Raw genomic sequence first — 16,210 nt, forward strand, 5'->3', positions numbered from 1 at the left:
GGCGGTTCAATTCCTGTTCTGCGAACGTCCGAAATGCTCCTCGATCCGTGACTGCATGAATTCCAGGCAGATGGAGAGCATCCAGTAGATGAAAGCTGCGGTGATCAGCATTTCGATGTGCCGGAATTCGGTCTGCCCGAGGGTGCGGGCGAGATACATGATCTCCCAGACACCGACCACAGAAACCAGCGATGAATCCTTCAGCATCGAGATGAACTGGTTGCCTGTCGGGGGGATGATGACACGCATCGCCTGTGGCAGGATGATGAGAAACATCGTCTGATTGGGGCCGAGGCCCAGTGCTGACGCGCCTTCCCACTGTCCCTTGGAGATGCTCTGGATACCGGCACGGAAGATCTCTGTCATATAGGCGCCGTAGCAAAGCGAAAGCGCCATGATGCCTGCAGGTACGGCATCAATAACGAAGCCGAGTTGCGGCAGGCCCAGGTAGATTATGTAAATCTGCATCAGCAGCGGCAGGCCGCGAAACAGCGACGTGTAGAACGAGGCAAATCCGTAGATGAGCCCGTTCTTCGATAGTTTTGCGATCGCGCCGAACAGGGCGATCGTGGTGGCGATCACGATGGAAAGCACGGAGATATAAAGCGTCGTGACGACACCCTTTGTGACCAGAAATCCGATCTTCTTGGCGATGAATTCGAAGCTCAGGTCAAAGGAGTAGAAGAAGGCGAGAAGCAGGGCAAAGAGCGTGACCCAGCTGACGATGATCTGCTGACGCCTGGGCAGAAGCGAGGCTGCGCGCCAGAAGGCGGTGATGATGAGCGCGAGAACCAGCGCTCCGGACATGCTACCCAGGAGGGATGCGGGAGCAGCGGGTTCGCCAGCACCGTTCAAGGCGCTCATCACGCCTTCGCCAGCGCCCAGGAAATACAGCACCATGGACATGGCCACCATGAGCAGGGCCTGGCCGCTCCAGTACATCGCGCGCGGGTAGTCCAGCACCAGCCGGCCGATCAGCTCCATTTCCTCATCCCCCCCTTTGAGACCGCCATTCCTGCCATTTGTCCTGCATCTGCAGCTTCCAGAACGTTGCCTGGGCGACTGCAAGACCAGCCGCCCCGCCAGCCCATGAAAGGCCGAATGGCGCGAAAAGGCGCAGGCGTTCCGGTTCGCCCAGGATGGCTTCCGCGACCACTTTTCCCCCGATTGCCGTGGTGTTCATGCCATGGCCGCCAAACGCGGTGCAGTACCAGACATTGTCGCCGAGGTTTCCGATCTGAGGCATGCGATGGCGCGCGTAAGACATCATCCCCGACCAGGCGAGTTCCACCTTCAGGTCGGTGAGTTGCGGAAAGGTCGAGGTCATCTCGGCACGCAGCTCGCGCGTCAGGGCTTTGGTGTCTGCTGCCCGCGTGGTGATGCGGCCACCCCACAAAATGCGCTTTCCTTCGTCGACAAGCCGGTAATAATCCCCGGCGCGCCGGTTGTCGCCGACCGCATGGCGGGTGCGGATCGCCTGCTCGATGAGCGCCGGATTGCTCTCGCTGAGCATCACATAGGTGGCAATTGGCAGATAGGCGCGCTGCATTCGGCTCGACAGCGAACCGGTGTAACCGCCGGTGGCGATGACGAGATCGCGGACACGGACTTCGCCGTGAGCCGTTTTTATCAGCGTCGACGCGCCTTTGCGCTCGTAGCTGACAGCGCGAGACTGTTCGAATATCTCTCCGCCCGCCTTCTCAACGGCGCCGGCCAGACCGTGTACATAGTTGAGTGGGTGGAAATGGAAGGCCTGATCGTCGCGCAGAGCCTGGAAGTAGCGCTGACTGCGCAGCACTTCACGCACCTGCGAAGTGTCCATGAAGGCCAGGGGATAGTCGAAGCGCTCGCTCATGATGTCGGCATCGCGGCGCAGGCTTTCGCCCGTATCGTAGCGAACCACGCTCATGATGCCGTGCTGTGGGTCGGCGTGGCTTATGCCGAGAAGAGCGATGTGCCGGCGCACGAGCTGCATGCCTTCGATGGAAAGACGGTGTAGGTCATCGGCATGCGCCTGACCAACCATACCGGCAATGGCGGAACGACCGTGGGCGTAGCCGGGACTCACGAAGCCACCATTGCGCCCGGAAGCCCCCCAGCCCAATCGGTTTTCTTCGAGGAGAATGACGCTTTTACCGGCTTCTGCCAGATGAAATGCAGTGCTGAGACCGGCCAACCCACCGCCGATGATGCAGCAATCGGCTTCGTGCAATCCTTCAAGGCGTGGTTTTTCGCCCGATGCGGTGAGCGTGCGTGAATAGAATGTGTCGATATAATCCATGCGAACCCATCGATTGCCCCGCGGCAGGCCGCGGGGCTGACAATGATGATTACTTGTCGCTGAAGTCTTTACCGTACCATTTCTCGGTCAAGGCGCTCAGCGTACCATCGGATTTCATCTCTTCAAGCACGCCAGACACTTTGGTGACCCATTCATCATCCCCCTTGTCGGCAATCACGACCAGAGGTTCGCGGAACGCATATTCGTTTTCGATAATGCGGACCTTGTAGCCGTTCTTGATGGCGTTTTCCGCGGTCTGGACCGGTGCGATCACCGCATCAAGGCGCACGCCCGCGCCGAGGCGCAGGTCATCGAAAGGCAGCATGGAGGAGGCGTAGGTGCGGATCTCACCAGGCTCCACCTTGTATTCGATTGGAGGCATGCCCGGGGCATCGATCTCAAGACGGCGATTGATGAAATCTTCCGATGTGGTTGCCGTTTCGACCCCGATCTTGCGGCCGTTCAGCTGTTCGACGGTCTGAATGTCGGAATCTGCATGCACCACATAAACATAGGGGCTGTAGTAATAGATGCTGACGAAGTCGATCACCTTGGAGCGCGCTTTCGTCGGGGTCACCGATGCGACACCGATGTCGTAGCGTCCCTTCCAGTGACCGCCGGTCATGATTGCCCAGTCAGGGGTTTCATAGGAAATTTCCACCCCGAGGCGCTTGGCGATTTCGCCGGACACGTCGATGTCGAAGCCGGTGAGATTGCCGGAGTCGTCAAGAAAGCTCTGCGGCGGCCAGCTCGCATTGGTGGCCACCACCATGCTTTTCTTTTCCATGACCCGGTCGAGCGTTTCGCCGGCCACTGCGGTGCCTGTCAGCCCGAACAGTGCGATTGCCGTCCAGGCACCCATCTTCAGTTTCTGTAAGGTCTTCATAACTTCCCCTCCCGGTTGTTGCCTATTCCTGTGGGCCCTCGCTGACCACGAGTAGAACCCGACTTGCTGAATTGAGCCCAAGATCCTGGCGGATCACGGGGCTGGCGAGCGCCCGCGTCAGACCGGCCAGTCCGGCGCCGCCTGAAGGTGTGGTGGCAATCGCGCCTGTCTGTGCCAACAGGGCCGGCGCAGCCATCAATTGTTCTTCCGAAACGGTAATTGTTCGGGCTTTGCTTGCCTGAAGTATCCTGAGAGCAGGCGCACTCGCGCGGCCGCAGGAAAGCATGGATGCACAGGTGCGCAACTCGCCCGATATCGTCTCGGGATAACCAAGCTCCATCGCAACCTGAACGCAGGCTGCATTTGCCGGTTCGACGACCACGACGATGCCGGGGGCCTCCATGAAGGAATAAAGGCCACGTGCCATGGCGGCCGCCAGTCCACCGACGCCTGCCTGAATGAACAGATGCGTTGGTTTCTGAAAATTCTGTTGGGCATATTGCTCGCGGGCTTCGCCTGCGATCACGCCGTAGCCGGCCATCACATGGCCTGTCATCACGTCGTTTTCGTTGTCGCTCGTATCGGCGACGAGAACCGCTCCGTCGGATTTCGCTGCGTGAGCGGCCGCATTGACGGCATCATCGAAGGTCCCAGGCACGATGACGACCTGCGCACCGGTTTGCTCGATCCGGTTCACGCGGGCCCGGGCTACTTCCGAATGCAGAAAGACCTTTGCCGGTATGCCGGTGTGACGGGCTGCAGAAGCCACGGCCAGCCCATGATTGCCATCGCTGGCGCAGACCAGAAGTCGCACCGTCTCTCCCCCGGTCGCAATCGCCTCCAGCCCGGCGAAAGTGCCGCCCAGCGACTTGAAGCTGCCGAGAGGGCGCCTGCTTTCATCTTTCAGGTGAATTTCCGCAACACCCAGATGGGCGGCCAGTTTCGGAGCCGAAGACAGGGGCGAGACCTGATAGGCGCTGTCCAAACGCTTAAGGCGAGCCATGATGAGATGATGATCCGGCGCGATGTTCATGAAGTCCTCCAACTCCCAACAGCTTACAGGCGCGATCCTATGCAATTCGCCGTTTTTCGCTGTAGGATGGTGTTTTCAGGCAGAGTTAAGGCAGTTCATGACAGAATCCGTCATCATTGATCAATTTGATCGAAAGCTTCTGGCTCTTGTTCAAAAGAACAATCTGCAACCGGCACGCGAGCTGGCCGAGGCTGTCGGTCTTTCCGAAAGCGCTGTTCTTCGGCGCCTGCGGCGCATGCGCAGTGAAGGGGTGATCGTAGCCGATGTCGCCGTGGTAGACCCTGCGATTGCGGGGGAAGCGGTCACCATTCACGCGCTTGTATCGCTCGAACGCGAGCGGTCTTTCGATCTCAATGCTTTCGTCCGTAAGATCAGGCAGCGGCCAGAGGTGAAGAAGATCTGGTATGTTACCGGGGAGGTGGATTTCGTGCTGCTTCTGCGCCTTCCGGGAATGGATCAGTATGCGGACTTCGTGCAGGAGGTCTTTCACGCAGATGAGAATGTGAAGTCGTTCAGGACCATTGTCGCCATCCGCGAAATCGAGACCGGCGGAGGCGTTTAGGCAGGGGTTCGAGCAAACATCTGTTTCACGCAGATGTCTGTTTTCAGAATGCTGTCATTCGCATCGGGTAGACACATGTTGGAAACCGGAAGCGACATGTCACACATCATCTTTCTGCACGGTGCTTCGAGCAGCGGTAAGTCGACGCTTGCGCGGGCGCTTCAGGCCCGGATCGAACTGCCATTCTGGCATATTTCGATTGACCATTTGCGCGATGCCGGTGTCTTGCCATCGGAGCGTTTCCGGCGCGGCGATTTCGACTGGCCGGCACTCAGGCCAGCCTTCTTTGAGGGATTTCACAGGTCGCTGGCTGCCTATGCCGGCGCGGGAAACAACCTGATCCTCGAGCACATCCTTGACGATGAGAAATGGCTGCCCGGGTTGCAGTCTTTGTTCTCGCCGTTCGATGTGTACTTCATAGGTGTTCACTGCCCCTTGCCTGTGCTGATCGAACGTGAGGCAGGGCGGGGAGACCGCCCTCAAGGCAGCGCACAGCGTGATTTTGAAACCATCCATGCAGGAAAGACTTACGATCTGGAAGTTCAGTCGCTGGACGGTGTTTCCCTCAACACCGAACGCATTCTGAACGGCTGGAGAACGGGACGGCGGGACTCGGACTTCTCAAGAAGTGCTGGCGCCGCCTGAGAGCGCTCAGTCCTCGAACAGATGCTCCATCTCGAAGGGATCGGGAGCGGGTTTTTCAGGCACGGTGCCTTCCGCCATCCGCTTTTTATAGTGGGTGAACGAACATTCGATGGAACAGAGAATGCCGCGATCCGTCCAGTAGGCCGGACCGTTCTCGATCAGGCCTTCATGACAGGCAAAGCCCGGCGTTCCGAACATCTTTCCACATTCGATGCAGCGGTTCTTTTCCGGTCTTGCAAGCATTGAGGTTCCTTCCTTTGGACGGTTTCTATCCTTCGGGTGGCCGGGTCGCAAGGTTTTCAATATTGACGTTTACGTAAAAAGAAACTAGCAATCTTGCGCCAAGGTATGATGGCGGGGGTGTGGTCGAGCGGCTAGATTTTGGTGCCGGGCGCACGCTGGACAGTTTGGCGCGCGCCGCATTTCCAGGCGCAGGCGGGACATCAGGAGGATTGCAGCATGTATCGAGCCCCGGTCGACGAAATCGCCTTCACCCTGAAACATGTCACCGGGTTTGCCGCTGATCTGGATGCCGGCCGGTTTGGCGACCTTTCCGAAGATCTGGTCGATGCGATTGTAGGCGAGGCCGGGCGCTTTGCGGCAGAAGAAATCGCGCCGCTTGCGAAAGTGGGCGACGAAAAGGGTGCGGTTCTGAAAGACGGTACGGTCACCACGCCGCCGGGCTGGGCCGATCTCTACCGGCGCTGGTGCAAGGGCGGATGGAACGGCCTTTCAGCCCCTGAGGCATTCGGCGGGCAGGGGCTGCCAACGCTGCTCTCTGTTGCGGCCATCGAGATGTGGAATTCTGGCTCCATGGCTTTTGCAATCGGTCCGACACTGACGGTTGGCGCCATCGAGGCGCTGGAAAAGCACGCGACGCCGGAACTGCAGAAGACCTATCTGGAAAAGCTCGTCTCGGGCGAATGGATGGGCACGATGAACCTGACGGAGCCGCAGGCCGGGTCCGATCTCAATGCGCTCAAGGCGCGCGCGGAACCGGTGGGCGACGGCACCTATCGCATCTTCGGACAAAAGATCTTCATCACCTATGGCGAGCACGATTTCACCGACAACATCGTGCATCTGGTGCTGGCAAGGCTGCCGGATGCGCCGGCGGGAACGAAGGGCATTTCGCTGTTTCTCGTGCCAAAGTTTTTCGTCAATGACGACGGATCGTTGGGTGCGCGCAACGATGTCTTCTGCGCTTCCATGGAGCACAAGCTGGGCATTCATGCCTCGCCCACCTGCACCATGATCTATGGCGACGGAAAATTCGGCGAGACGCCGGGCGCTGTCGGCTGGCTGATCGGCGAGGAAAACCGGGGGCTCGCCTGCATGTTCACCATGATGAACAATGCACGTCTGGCCGTCGGTATGCAGGGCGTTGGGATTGCCGAGGCGGCAACGCAGAAGGCACTTGCCTATGCGCAGGAACGCCGGCAGGGCCGCGCCGCCGGTGCGCCCAAGGATGGCGGAATGAGCCCGATTGTCGAGCATCCCGACATCAAGCGCACGCTTTTGACCATGAAGGCTCAGACCCAGATGGCGCGCGCGATCACCTATGCCTGCGCCTATGCGATCGACCGGGCTCGGCTTGGCGAGGGCAGCGAGGCGAAAGCCTGGCAGGCGCGCGCGGATATTCTGACCCCCATGGCGAAGGCCTTTTCCACCGATGTGGGCGTGGAGGTCGCCTCGCTTGGCCTGCAGGTTCACGGCGGCATGGGCTATGTGGAAGAGACGGGGGCTGCTGCACTCTACCGGGATGCGCGGATCGCGCCGATCTATGAGGGCACCAACGGCATTCAGGCGATCGATCTCGTCATGCGAAAACTGCCGCTGCAGGGCGGCGAGGCGGTGGCGGCTCTGATTGACGAGTTGCGGGCCGATCAGAAGGCGGCTCATGCGACATCCGCTCTTGGCAAGACCGGTGAGATGCTGGCTACGGCGCTCGATGATCTCGAAGCGGCGACCGACTTCACGACCGACGCGCTTTCCAATGGTCGGGTGAACGAGGCGCTGGCGGGTGCTACGCCCTATCTGCGGCTCTTTTCGCTTGTCATCGGTGTCGCGTTCAATGCGCGTGCTGTCGCCGGCAACGAAAACCCCGGCCATGCAGCGCTGGTGCGTTTCATGGCGGAGAATCTGCTTGGTGAGACGGGTGCACTAAGACAGAGGGTGACGGAGGGGGCGGCGAGCCTCGATGCGGCGGCCGACGCCCTTCTTTCGGCCTGAGGAGACAGTCATGAGCGAGCATGTTCTCATTGAGCGGCGCGGTGCCGTACAGGTGATCCGGCTGAACCGCCCGGAAAAGAAGAATGCCATCACGCGCGCCATGTATGCGGCGATGGCCGGGGCGCTGCAGGCCGGAGATGCGGATGAAGCGGTGCGCTGCCATGTGCTTCTGGGGCAGCCCGGCGCGTTTTCGGCGGGCAACGATCTTGCCGATTTCATGGCGGTGGCCGCCGGTGGCGAAGGCGGTGAGGAGGTCTATGATTTTCTTCTGGCGCTGGCCGGGGCGGAGAAGCCGCTCGTCTCGGGCGTGGACGGTATTGCGGTGGGGATCGGCACGACGATCCACATGCATTGCGACCTGACTTTCGCCACCCCGAAAACGGTGTTTTCAACGCCGTTTGTGGATCTGGGTCTCGTGCCGGAGGCGGGGTCGAGCCTGCTTGGGCCGGCAATCATGGGGCATCAGCGCGCCTTTGCCATGCTGGCGCTGGCCGAGGGGCTGCCGGCGGAGGACGCGCGCGCGGCGGGGCTGATCCACCGCGTGGTGGATGAGGGAGAGCTGGAGAGTGCGGTCTTCAAGGCGGCGGAAGCGCTCGCCGCAAAACCGCCCGAGGCTTTGCGCATTGCCCGCAATCTGTTGCGCGGGCCGCGCGACGATGTTGTCGCGCGCATTCGCGAAGAGGGCGAGCATTTTCGCGCCCGTCTGAAATCTGATGAAGCGCGGGCTGCCTTCATGGCTTTCATGAGCCGTAAATAGGGTGGGCCTGGCCTGGTTCGAAGTTACGGATAGAGCCGTTCGGTCTGCCAGTCGCCCTTTTCGTCGCGGGTGAAAACCACGCGGTCGTGCAGGCGGAAGGGGCGGTCGTGCCAGAATTCGATGGATTGCGGAACGATGCGGAAGCCCGACCAATGCGAAGGGCGTGGAATGGTGCCGACGGCGAATTTCGCCGTGTATTCAGCGACGGCCTTTTCCAGCGCGAAGCGGCTTTCAAGCGGGCGCGACTGCTTTGAGGCCCAGGCACCGATGCGGCTGCCGCGCGGGCGCGAGGCGTAATATTCGTCGGCCTCTTCATCGCTTACAACTTCGACCGGGCCACGAATGCGCACCTGTCGGCGCAGGCTCTTCCAGTGAAAACACATGGCGGCTTTCTTCGCGCTCAGGACTTCCTGCCCCTTGGCGCTTTCGAAGTTTGTGTAAAACACAAAGCCGCGCTCATCGAAGCCCTTCAGAAGAACCATGCGCACATTGGGCATTCCATCGGGATCGACGGTGGCGAGAGCCAGCGCATTGGGATCGTTGGGCTCGGACCTGGTGGCGTCGTCCAGCCATTCGGCAAAGAGCCGGAAGGGCTCGTCGCGCTCCGTGAAGTCACCGGATTTTAACGTCTCGTCAATCATACTGGCTGCCTGTTCGCTTATTCTACGGGGAGAATGCCGATTGTCGGGGGCAACGCAAGCGCCAGTTCGGGGTGTGGCCTTGGGTCTGCGTCTTTTTCGGCGCCTCTCCGTCCCGGTTGTCCTTATCACTCTGGCCGGCTGTAGCGTATCAGCACTCGATCTTGAACAGCCGGATATCGATCCTTCCATCGTAACCGGTTCGATTAACCCTGCCGCGGAGACGTCTCAGTCCCCAATGCTGCCAGCCGGAACGGAAGCGATGCTTCATGCAATGGTGGCGGAGATGGGAGAGGGGCTGGATGGTGCGCTGCCGCTCTCATGGACGGATGAGGACAATGGTGTTCGCGGTGTTATCTCTCATATTTATGATGACGGAACGTGCCGGAGTTTTGTGACCACACGCGAAAGTTTTGATGGAATCAGCCTCTATCGCGGCACGGCTTGCCCAAGCCCCGAATTCGGATGGCAGATTCAGGCTTTCGAGGCGGTTTGACGGGCCAAACTTGAGCAGGGTCTGGAATTTCTTCCTAGCCGATCGCATATAGAAGGCGACATCCCCAATTCACGAGCGTTTTGCCCTATAATGGGTGACGACCAAAGACAGAGTTGCACATGCGCAATCCATATGACGTTTTGGGCGTGGCCAGGAACGCCTCGTCCAAGGATATAAAATCGGCTTACCGGAAGCTGGCGAAGCAGTATCACCCGGACCAGAAACCGGACGACCCGAAGGCCAAGGAGCGCTTCGCGGAGATCGGTCAGGCCTATGAAGTTCTGGGTGACGAGAAGCAGCGTCGCGCATTCGACCGTGGCGAGATCGATGCCGAAGGCAAACCCCGCTTTGCGGGTTTCGAAGGTGCCGGAGCCGGTGGCGATCCGTTTGCGGGTTTTCGCCGTTCCGCGCGGGGTGGGCCGGGTGCGCAGCATTTTGAGTTCAGAAGCGGCGGTGCCGATGGCGCAGGCTTCGGCGGCGCGGATATTTTCAGCCAGATTTTTGGTGATGCGTTCTCACAGGCCGGCAGCGGACGCGGGCGCCGTGGGGGAGCTGGCGGTCGCCCCAGTGGCATGGGCGATCTGAACGCGACGCTCGATGTGGACATCGAGGATGTGGCGAAGGCGGAGAAGGTGACGGCGATCTTCCCTGGCGGTCGGCGCATTGCGGTGAAACTTCCGCGTTATGTGGAGGATGGTCAGACCATCCGTCTCAAGGGACAGGGTGAGGAAACGCCGTTCGGCGAACGGGGCGATGCACTGGTCAAACTGCGGTTCCGGCCCCATCCGCGCTATCGGGTTGAAGGGCGTGATCTCCATGTGGATCTGCCGGTAAGCCTGCGCGATGCGGTTCTGGGAGCCAAGGTTCCGGTTGAAACACCGACCGGCAAACTGGCCCTGACGATCCCGGCCTGGACCAGTTCGGGCAAGACAATGCGTCTGAAGGGACGCGGCCTGCCGCGCAAGACCGAGGGCAATGGCGATCTTTATGCCCACATCCAGATCGTGCTGCCGGAAGGTGGGGACCCTGCTCTGGAGGCTTTGTTCCGCCAATCCGCTTGATGCCTTGGCCGCGCTGTGCGATAGGGCTGCCGGCTTATCGCATTGCGCCGTCGGAGAATCGCGGACAAGTGCGGGTGATGAACACAGGATGATGAAGCGCCGCGCCTTCAGGTGAAAGCAAGACGCTTCGGCAATTGAATTCGGAGAACCATTCCATGACAAATGGCAATGGCCTGATGGCCGGAAAGCGCGGGCTCATTCTGGGGGTCGCCAACAATCGCTCGATCGCGTGGGGTATCGCGAAAGCATGTGCCAATGCCGGTGCTGAATTGGCGCTGACCTATCAGGGAGATGCGCTGAAGAAGCGGGTTGAGCCGCTTGCCGCAGAACTGGGCGCGATTGTCGCCGGTCATTGCGACGTGACGGATATGGACAGCGTCGATGCAGTGTTCGCAAAGCTTGAGAAGGATTGGGGCAGGCTCGATTTTCTCGTCCACGCAGTCGCCTTCTCCGACAAGGACGAACTGACTGGCCGCTATGTCGACACGAGCCGCGAAAACTTCCTGCGCAGCATGGATATCTCGGTTTACTCACTGACGGCGCTTGCCAAGCGCGCCGAGCCGCTGATGAGCGACGGTGGGTCGATCCTCACACTGACCTATTACGGCGCCGAGAAGGTGATGCCGCACTACAATGTCATGGGTGTCGCCAAGGCCGCGCTTGAGGCAAGCGTGCGCTACCTGGCAGTCGACATGGGAGGCAACAACATCCGCGTCAACGCCATTTCGGCAGGTCCCATCAAGACGCTGGCCGCCTCGGGCATTGGCGATTTCCGCTATATCCTGCGCTGGAACGAGTACAACTCGCCGTTGAAACGTGTTGTTACCACCGACGAAGTGGGCGATTCGGCACTTTACATGCTCTCGCATCTCTCGCGTGGCGTGACCGGCGAAATACTGCATGTGGATTCAGGCTATCATGTTGTCGGCATGAAGGCGGTCGACGCTCCGGATATCTCCGTGGTGACGGAGTAGGTACGAAGGCGCGTCGTGCTTCCATTATTGTATGTCATTCGCCATGGTCAGACCGCGTGGAACGCCGAAGAGCGTCTCCAGGGGCAGGCCGATACAGATATCAATGCGGTGGGCCAGGTTCAGGCTGACCGCAACGGCATCCGTCTTGCCGATCTGCTCAATCACGATGCGGGTGGCTTTGATTTTGTTGCCAGTCCATTGCGGCGCACGCGCGAAACCATGGAGCGTGTGCGTGCCGGGCTTGGTTTGCCGCGCGAGGGCTATCGCACGGATGCGCGCCTGATGGAACTGAACTTCGGCGACTGGCAGGGTTTTACCTATGCCGAGCTTGAAGCGGCCAACCCGGGATGCACGGCCGGTCGTTCAGAAGACAAATGGGGTTTCGTGCCGCCTGGCGACGCGGCCGAAAGCTATGAGAAACTCGCAGAGCGCATCAAACCCTGGCTTGATGAAGTTCGGGAACCGACGATCTGTGTGACCCATGGCGGGGTCATTCGCTCGCTTCTTTATCTGACCGGAAACGCATCAAGCGATGAGGCGGCAGCCCTTGCCATCCCTCAGGACAAAATTCTTAGGTTCCAGAGCGGTTCGGCAGACTGGTTCTGAGCTTAATCGGGCAGAAGCATGTCGGTGATCTGTCTCACCCCGTTTTCCACCTCACGATAGGCAAGGATGACAGTCATCCCGGTTTCGATGGCTGAAACGTCCATCTCGCCGGGGAGTCTGTATGTCTCTCCGTTCTCAAGCGTAATGGTCAGCTTCTCGGGGTCGACATTCGTGATTCTTCCCTCGGTATCCAGGGCAAAGGCCGCGGATACAAGCATCAGTAAGCCCCCAACAGCAGCGAAAATGCGCATTCAGTACCTCTTGGGTTTCAATGTGGGCATCAATTGTCCATGACGCAGACACTGAATTTTTCTAACCATATAAATGTGTCAAAACTGGTGCGATTGGCAATGCGGTTTGACGGTGTCCGCAAACGCCAATAGAAGCGGTGCGAGCGGCTGGCGGCTTGAGCCCGATGGCCGCCATGTCTGGATCTCTGGAAGCCCACATTCATGTCTCACAACACTTTCGGCCACCTGTTTCGTGTCACCACCTGGGGCGAAAGCCACGGACCGGCTATCGGCTGTGTGGTTGATGGGTGCCCGCCCGGTATTCGTTTCACTCAGGCCGACATCCAGGCCGAACTGGACAGAAGGCGGCCCGGCCAGTCGCGCTTCGTTACCCAGCGGCGCGAGCCGGACGCGGTGAAGATTCTTTCGGGCGTGCTGCCGGAGGAAGATGGCGCAACGCTGATCACCACCGGAACTCCGGTCTCCATGCTGATTGAGAATGTCGACCAACGCTCAAAGGATTATGGCGAGATCGCGAAGCGTTTCCGGCCTGGCCACGCAGACTACACCTACGAGACCAAATATGGCCTGCGCGACTATCGCGGGGGCGGGCGGTCATCCGCGCGCGAAACGGCAACCCGGGTCGCTGCCGGCGCGCTGGCGCGCAAGGTGGTGCCGGGGATGACGGTGCGTGCTGCTCTGGTCGCCATGGGCGAGAAGGAAATCGACAGGGCGAACTGGAACTGGGATTTCATCGGCGATGCGGAGAACCCGTTCTTCACGCCGGATCCTGGTTCCATTGCAATCTTCACAGAATATCTCGATGGCATCCGCAAGGCGGGCTCTTCGGTGGGGGCGGTCATCGAGGTCGTGGCCGAGGGTGTTCCGGCGGGGCTCGGCGCGCCGGTCTATGCCAAGCTCGACCAGGATATCTGCGCCAATCTGATGTCGATCAACGCCGTGAAGGGCGTGGAGATCGGCAATGGTTTTGAGGCGGCACGCATTACGGGCGAGGAAAACGCTGACGAGATGCGCATGGGAAATGACGGCACGCCGCGTTTTCTGAGCAACAATGCAGGCGGCATCCTGGGGGGCATCTCCACCGGTGAGCCCATCGTGGCGCGCTTTGCCGTCAAGCCTACCTCGTCGATCCTGACTCCGCGTCAGAGCATCGACAGGGATGGCAATGAAGTCGATGTTATGACCAAGGGCAGGCATGATCCGTGTGTGGGCATTCGTGCCGTGCCTATTGCCGAAGCGATGGTTGCCTGCGCCATTGCCGATCATTATCTGCGCCATCGTGGCCAGACCGGCCGCATCTGACGGAGTTTGCTGATGCCCTATGATCAGAAGAAGGTCGTCGAAGCCCTTCGTGCCTTTGAAAAGGGCGAGATGGTTGTCGTCATGGACGACGATGGTCGCGAGAACGAGGGCGACATCATCGTTGCGGCAGTGCATTGCACACCCGAGAAGATGGCCTTCATCGTGCGCCATACATCCGGCATTGTCTGCGCGCCGATGCCCCACGGCGAAGCAAAGCGGCTGAACCTTGCACCGATGGTTGCCGAGAATGACGCCCCGCATTCAACCGCTTTCACGGTGAGTGTCGATTTCAAGCATGGCACCACGACGGGGATTTCTGCTGAAGATCGAACGCTGACCGTCCGCAATCTGGCAAACCCCAATGTCGGAGCGGGCGATTTCGTGCGCCCCGGACACATCTTCCCGCTGGTCGCACGTGAGGGTGGTGTGCTGATGCGCTCGGGCCATACGGAGGCTGCTGTCGATCTGTGCAAGCTCGCCGGACTGCCGCCCATCGGGGTCATCTGCGAGCTGGTGAATGATGACGGCACGGTGATGCGCGGACCGCAGGTTTCGGCATTTGCCGAGCAGCACGGGCTCCTGCAGGTTTCGGTTGCGGATCTCATCGCCTATCGCCAGCGACAGGAAACGCTGGTGGAGCGCGTGGCGAGCTTCGACATCGACACACCGAGCGGCCCGGCAAAGGCGCATGCCTACACGCTTCCCTGGGAAGCGATGCAGCACGTCGCAATTGTTTTTGGCGACATCCGGGACGGGGTGGATATTCCCGTCAGGCTCCACACCGAGGATGTGGTGACGGATGTTTTTGGCAGGGAAGAGCGGCTGCGCGAAGCCATGGAACGCATGGCGCGGCTCGGCCGCGGCGTTCTTGTCTATCTGCGTGAGGGCTCGCTGGGTGTCGCCCATGAAAACCGTCGCCGTCCAGCGGGAAGCGACCGTGAGGACCATGACGAAGCGTTGCGGCGTGAGAGTGAATGGCGCGAAATCGGTCTTGGCGCACAAATTCTCAGGGATCTCGGCATCTCTTCCATCAAACTGATGGCCTCGCGTGAGCGTCACTATGTGGGGCTTGAGGGCTTCGGCATCGAAATCGCCTCGACCGATATCGTTTGAACCCTGTGAGACAGGCCCGACTTGTCCGAGCCTGTCTCAGTATAAATTCAGGGTAAAGTCTGGATAAAGTCTGGCGGCACTATTCCGCCGGCTGGAATGTCGCACCGGCTGCCGCGCGGCGTTCGCCCGCAAGGCTTTTTTGACCGACCAGCACCGTCAACAGGGCGGAAAAGCCCGCTGCGACCGAAACCCAGAAACCGTTCTGCGGCCCGAATGCATCGATCACCCAGCCGGCGACGAACGAACCCAGCGCCATGCCGATCCCGATGCCGGTCATAACCCAGGTGATACCCTCTGTCAGCATGGCCGGGGACACACGGCGCTCGATCACGCCGAATGCGGTGATGAATGTTGGCGAGACGGCAAGGCCGCTGACAAAGACGGCCAGCGCGAGCAAGGCAACGGTGTTGGCGAAGAGAAGCGGAACCGTGGTGAACGCGATCACGGCCACTGCGATGGCGAGCTGACGTTGCAGGGGCATTTTGAGGTTGATTGCGCCGATGACGATACCAATCAGGAATGAGCCCACGGCGTAGACACCGATGACAAGACTGGCGGCACCCGGCTGGCCAAGAGCCTTGGTGATGGCCACGGAACTGACTTCGGCGGTGGCGAAGATGGCACCGACGAAGATCAGGGCAAGTGTGACGATCTGCACCGAACGCAGGCGGATCGCGGAGTGCGACGGCCCATCTTCGGCAGGACGTATGCCGGGTTCGGTCGAGCGCTGCAACACGAAAGCCGCAGTTCCGAAAGCCAGAAAGAGCGTACTGGCCAACATGCCGGCTTCCGGAAAGAGCGAGACGCTCAATCCCACCGAAAGCGAAGCGCCGGCGATATAGACCAGCTCGTCGGCGACAGATTCGAAAGCGAAGGCCGTGTTGAGTTCGGGCCTGTCGTGAAAGATCTCGGTCCATCTCGATCGCACCATTGCCGGGATGCTGGGCATGGTGGCTGCGGCGAGGGCGGCAACAAACAGTGTCCACAACGGCCAGTCACGGTTTGCTGCCGTAATGAGCAGGAAAAAAGCGATCACGGAGATGGCAGTGAAAGGCGTCAGTATGGCACTTTGGCCACGCCGGTCCACGAGGCGCGAAATTTGCGGGGCAACGAAGGCGTTGGTTAGGGCAAAGGTGGCCGAGACAGCGCCGGCGAGCCAATACTCACCGTGGGTCTGTGATAGCATGGCGACAATGCCGATGGGGGCCATGGCAATAGGCAATCGGGCGAAGAAACCGGCTGCGGCGAAGCCTTTGGAGCCCGGTGCCTTGAAAATCTGGCGATAGGGGTTGGCCATTGGAATGATCCTTGATGCAGAAGCAGGGGTGTTTTACATACGCAGCGTATGTGGATCAGATAATGACATACGTCTC

The 16,210-nt window shown here is 60.0% G+C and carries 18 protein-coding genes; 10 read left to right on the forward strand and 8 right to left on the reverse strand.

Annotation, left to right across the window (positions count from 1 at the left end):
* Nucleotides 1–6 precede the first annotated feature (6 nt).
* From HF949_RS08190 to HF949_RS08205, 4 genes are read right to left on the reverse strand one after another with little or no spacing between them, the layout of a single operon-like run.
* Entirely contained in the window at nt 7–984 is a 978-nt protein-coding gene (locus HF949_RS08190; RefSeq protein WP_441338393.1) for an amino acid ABC transporter permease, read from the reverse strand.
* 4 nt (nt 985–988) lie between these two features.
* Nucleotides 989–2,281, reverse strand: coding sequence for an NAD(P)/FAD-dependent oxidoreductase (locus tag HF949_RS08195; RefSeq protein ID WP_292899763.1), 1,293 nt, complete (start codon nt 2,279–2,281; stop codon nt 989–991).
* 49 nt (nt 2,282–2,330) lie between these two features.
* On the reverse strand, nt 2,331–3,143 hold the full coding sequence (locus HF949_RS08200) for a transporter substrate-binding domain-containing protein (protein WP_404934982.1): 813 nt from the start codon (nt 3,141–3,143) through the stop codon (nt 2,331–2,333).
* Between the two features lie 46 nt (nt 3,144–3,189).
* Nucleotides 3,190–4,200 (reverse strand): pyridoxal-phosphate dependent enzyme, encoded by a 1,011-nt coding sequence (locus HF949_RS08205; RefSeq protein WP_292899767.1) that lies wholly within the window; start codon nt 4,198–4,200, stop codon nt 3,190–3,192.
* 97 nt (nt 4,201–4,297) lie between these two features.
* Here HF949_RS08205 and HF949_RS08210 point away from each other — a divergent pair, with 97 nt between their 5' ends.
* On the forward strand, nt 4,298–4,762 hold the full coding sequence (locus HF949_RS08210; protein WP_292899768.1) for an Lrp/AsnC family transcriptional regulator: 465 nt from the start codon (nt 4,298–4,300) through the stop codon (nt 4,760–4,762).
* 96 nt (nt 4,763–4,858) lie between these two features.
* On the forward strand, nt 4,859–5,407 hold the full coding sequence (locus tag HF949_RS08215) for a chloramphenicol phosphotransferase CPT family protein (RefSeq protein WP_292899770.1): 549 nt from the start codon (nt 4,859–4,861) through the stop codon (nt 5,405–5,407).
* A gap of 6 nt (nt 5,408–5,413) precedes the next feature.
* Here the strand turns inward: HF949_RS08215 and HF949_RS08220 are convergent, their stop codons facing one another.
* Nucleotides 5,414–5,650 (reverse strand): hypothetical protein, encoded by a 237-nt coding sequence (locus HF949_RS08220; RefSeq protein WP_292899772.1) that lies wholly within the window; start codon nt 5,648–5,650, stop codon nt 5,414–5,416.
* A 216-nt stretch (nt 5,651–5,866) separates the two neighbouring features.
* Here HF949_RS08220 and HF949_RS08225 point away from each other — a divergent pair, with 216 nt between their 5' ends.
* Complete coding sequence (locus HF949_RS08225; protein ID WP_292899774.1) at nt 5,867–7,639, forward strand: acyl-CoA dehydrogenase; 1,773 nt, start codon at nt 5,867–5,869, stop codon at nt 7,637–7,639.
* A 10-nt stretch (nt 7,640–7,649) separates the two neighbouring features.
* The gene (locus HF949_RS08230; protein ID WP_292899776.1) at nt 7,650–8,396 is read left to right on the forward strand and encodes a crotonase/enoyl-CoA hydratase family protein; all 747 of its coding nucleotides are present in this window, start codon (nt 7,650–7,652) and stop codon (nt 8,394–8,396) included.
* A gap of 23 nt (nt 8,397–8,419) precedes the next feature.
* Here HF949_RS08230 and pdxH read toward each other — a convergent pair whose 3' ends face one another.
* Entirely contained in the window at nt 8,420–9,037 is a 618-nt protein-coding gene (gene pdxH, locus HF949_RS08235) for a pyridoxamine 5'-phosphate oxidase (protein WP_292899778.1), read from the reverse strand.
* 79 nt (nt 9,038–9,116) lie between these two features.
* On the opposite strand from pdxH, the gene HF949_RS08240 reads away from it, so the two are divergent.
* The 4 genes from HF949_RS08240 to HF949_RS08255 all read left to right on the forward strand — a co-directional run bounded on the left by HF949_RS08240 (nt 9,117) and on the right by HF949_RS08255 (nt 12,171).
* A complete protein-coding gene (locus HF949_RS08240; RefSeq protein ID WP_292899780.1) occupies nt 9,117–9,530 on the forward strand; it encodes an RT0821/Lpp0805 family surface protein in 414 nt (137 codons plus the stop codon).
* 119 nt (nt 9,531–9,649) lie between these two features.
* The gene (locus HF949_RS08245; protein WP_292899782.1) at nt 9,650–10,591 is read left to right on the forward strand and encodes a DnaJ C-terminal domain-containing protein; all 942 of its coding nucleotides are present in this window, start codon (nt 9,650–9,652) and stop codon (nt 10,589–10,591) included.
* Between the two features lie 155 nt (nt 10,592–10,746).
* On the forward strand, nt 10,747–11,565 hold the full coding sequence (gene fabI, locus HF949_RS08250; protein ID WP_292899784.1) for an enoyl-ACP reductase FabI: 819 nt from the start codon (nt 10,747–10,749) through the stop codon (nt 11,563–11,565).
* A gap of 15 nt (nt 11,566–11,580) precedes the next feature.
* Nucleotides 11,581–12,171 (forward strand): histidine phosphatase family protein, encoded by a 591-nt coding sequence (locus HF949_RS08255; RefSeq protein ID WP_292899786.1) that lies wholly within the window; start codon nt 11,581–11,583, stop codon nt 12,169–12,171.
* A 2-nt stretch (nt 12,172–12,173) separates the two neighbouring features.
* Here HF949_RS08255 and HF949_RS08260 read toward each other — a convergent pair whose 3' ends face one another.
* A complete protein-coding gene (locus tag HF949_RS08260) occupies nt 12,174–12,389 on the reverse strand; it encodes a DUF1344 domain-containing protein (RefSeq protein ID WP_292899788.1) in 216 nt (71 codons plus the stop codon).
* Nucleotides 12,390–12,623: 234 nt separating this feature from the next.
* On the opposite strand from HF949_RS08260, the gene aroC reads away from it, so the two are divergent.
* Nucleotides 12,624–13,724, forward strand: coding sequence for a chorismate synthase (aroC, locus tag HF949_RS08265; RefSeq protein ID WP_292899790.1), 1,101 nt, complete (start codon nt 12,624–12,626; stop codon nt 13,722–13,724).
* Between the two features lie 12 nt (nt 13,725–13,736).
* A complete protein-coding gene (gene ribB, locus HF949_RS08270; protein ID WP_292899792.1) occupies nt 13,737–14,837 on the forward strand; it encodes a 3,4-dihydroxy-2-butanone-4-phosphate synthase in 1,101 nt (366 codons plus the stop codon).
* 79 nt (nt 14,838–14,916) lie between these two features.
* Here ribB and HF949_RS08275 read toward each other — a convergent pair whose 3' ends face one another.
* Nucleotides 14,917–16,134 carry an MFS transporter gene (locus HF949_RS08275; protein ID WP_292899794.1) on the reverse strand — a complete coding sequence of 406 codons (1,218 nt, stop codon included), beginning with the start codon at nt 16,132–16,134 and terminating at the stop codon, nt 14,917–14,919.
* Nucleotides 16,135–16,210 lie beyond the last annotated feature (76 nt).

Origin of the sequence: Nitratireductor sp. (assembly GCF_017794765.1) — a bacterium.
In the GTDB taxonomy this organism is placed as follows: Bacteria; Pseudomonadota; Alphaproteobacteria; order Rhizobiales; family Rhizobiaceae; genus Nitratireductor.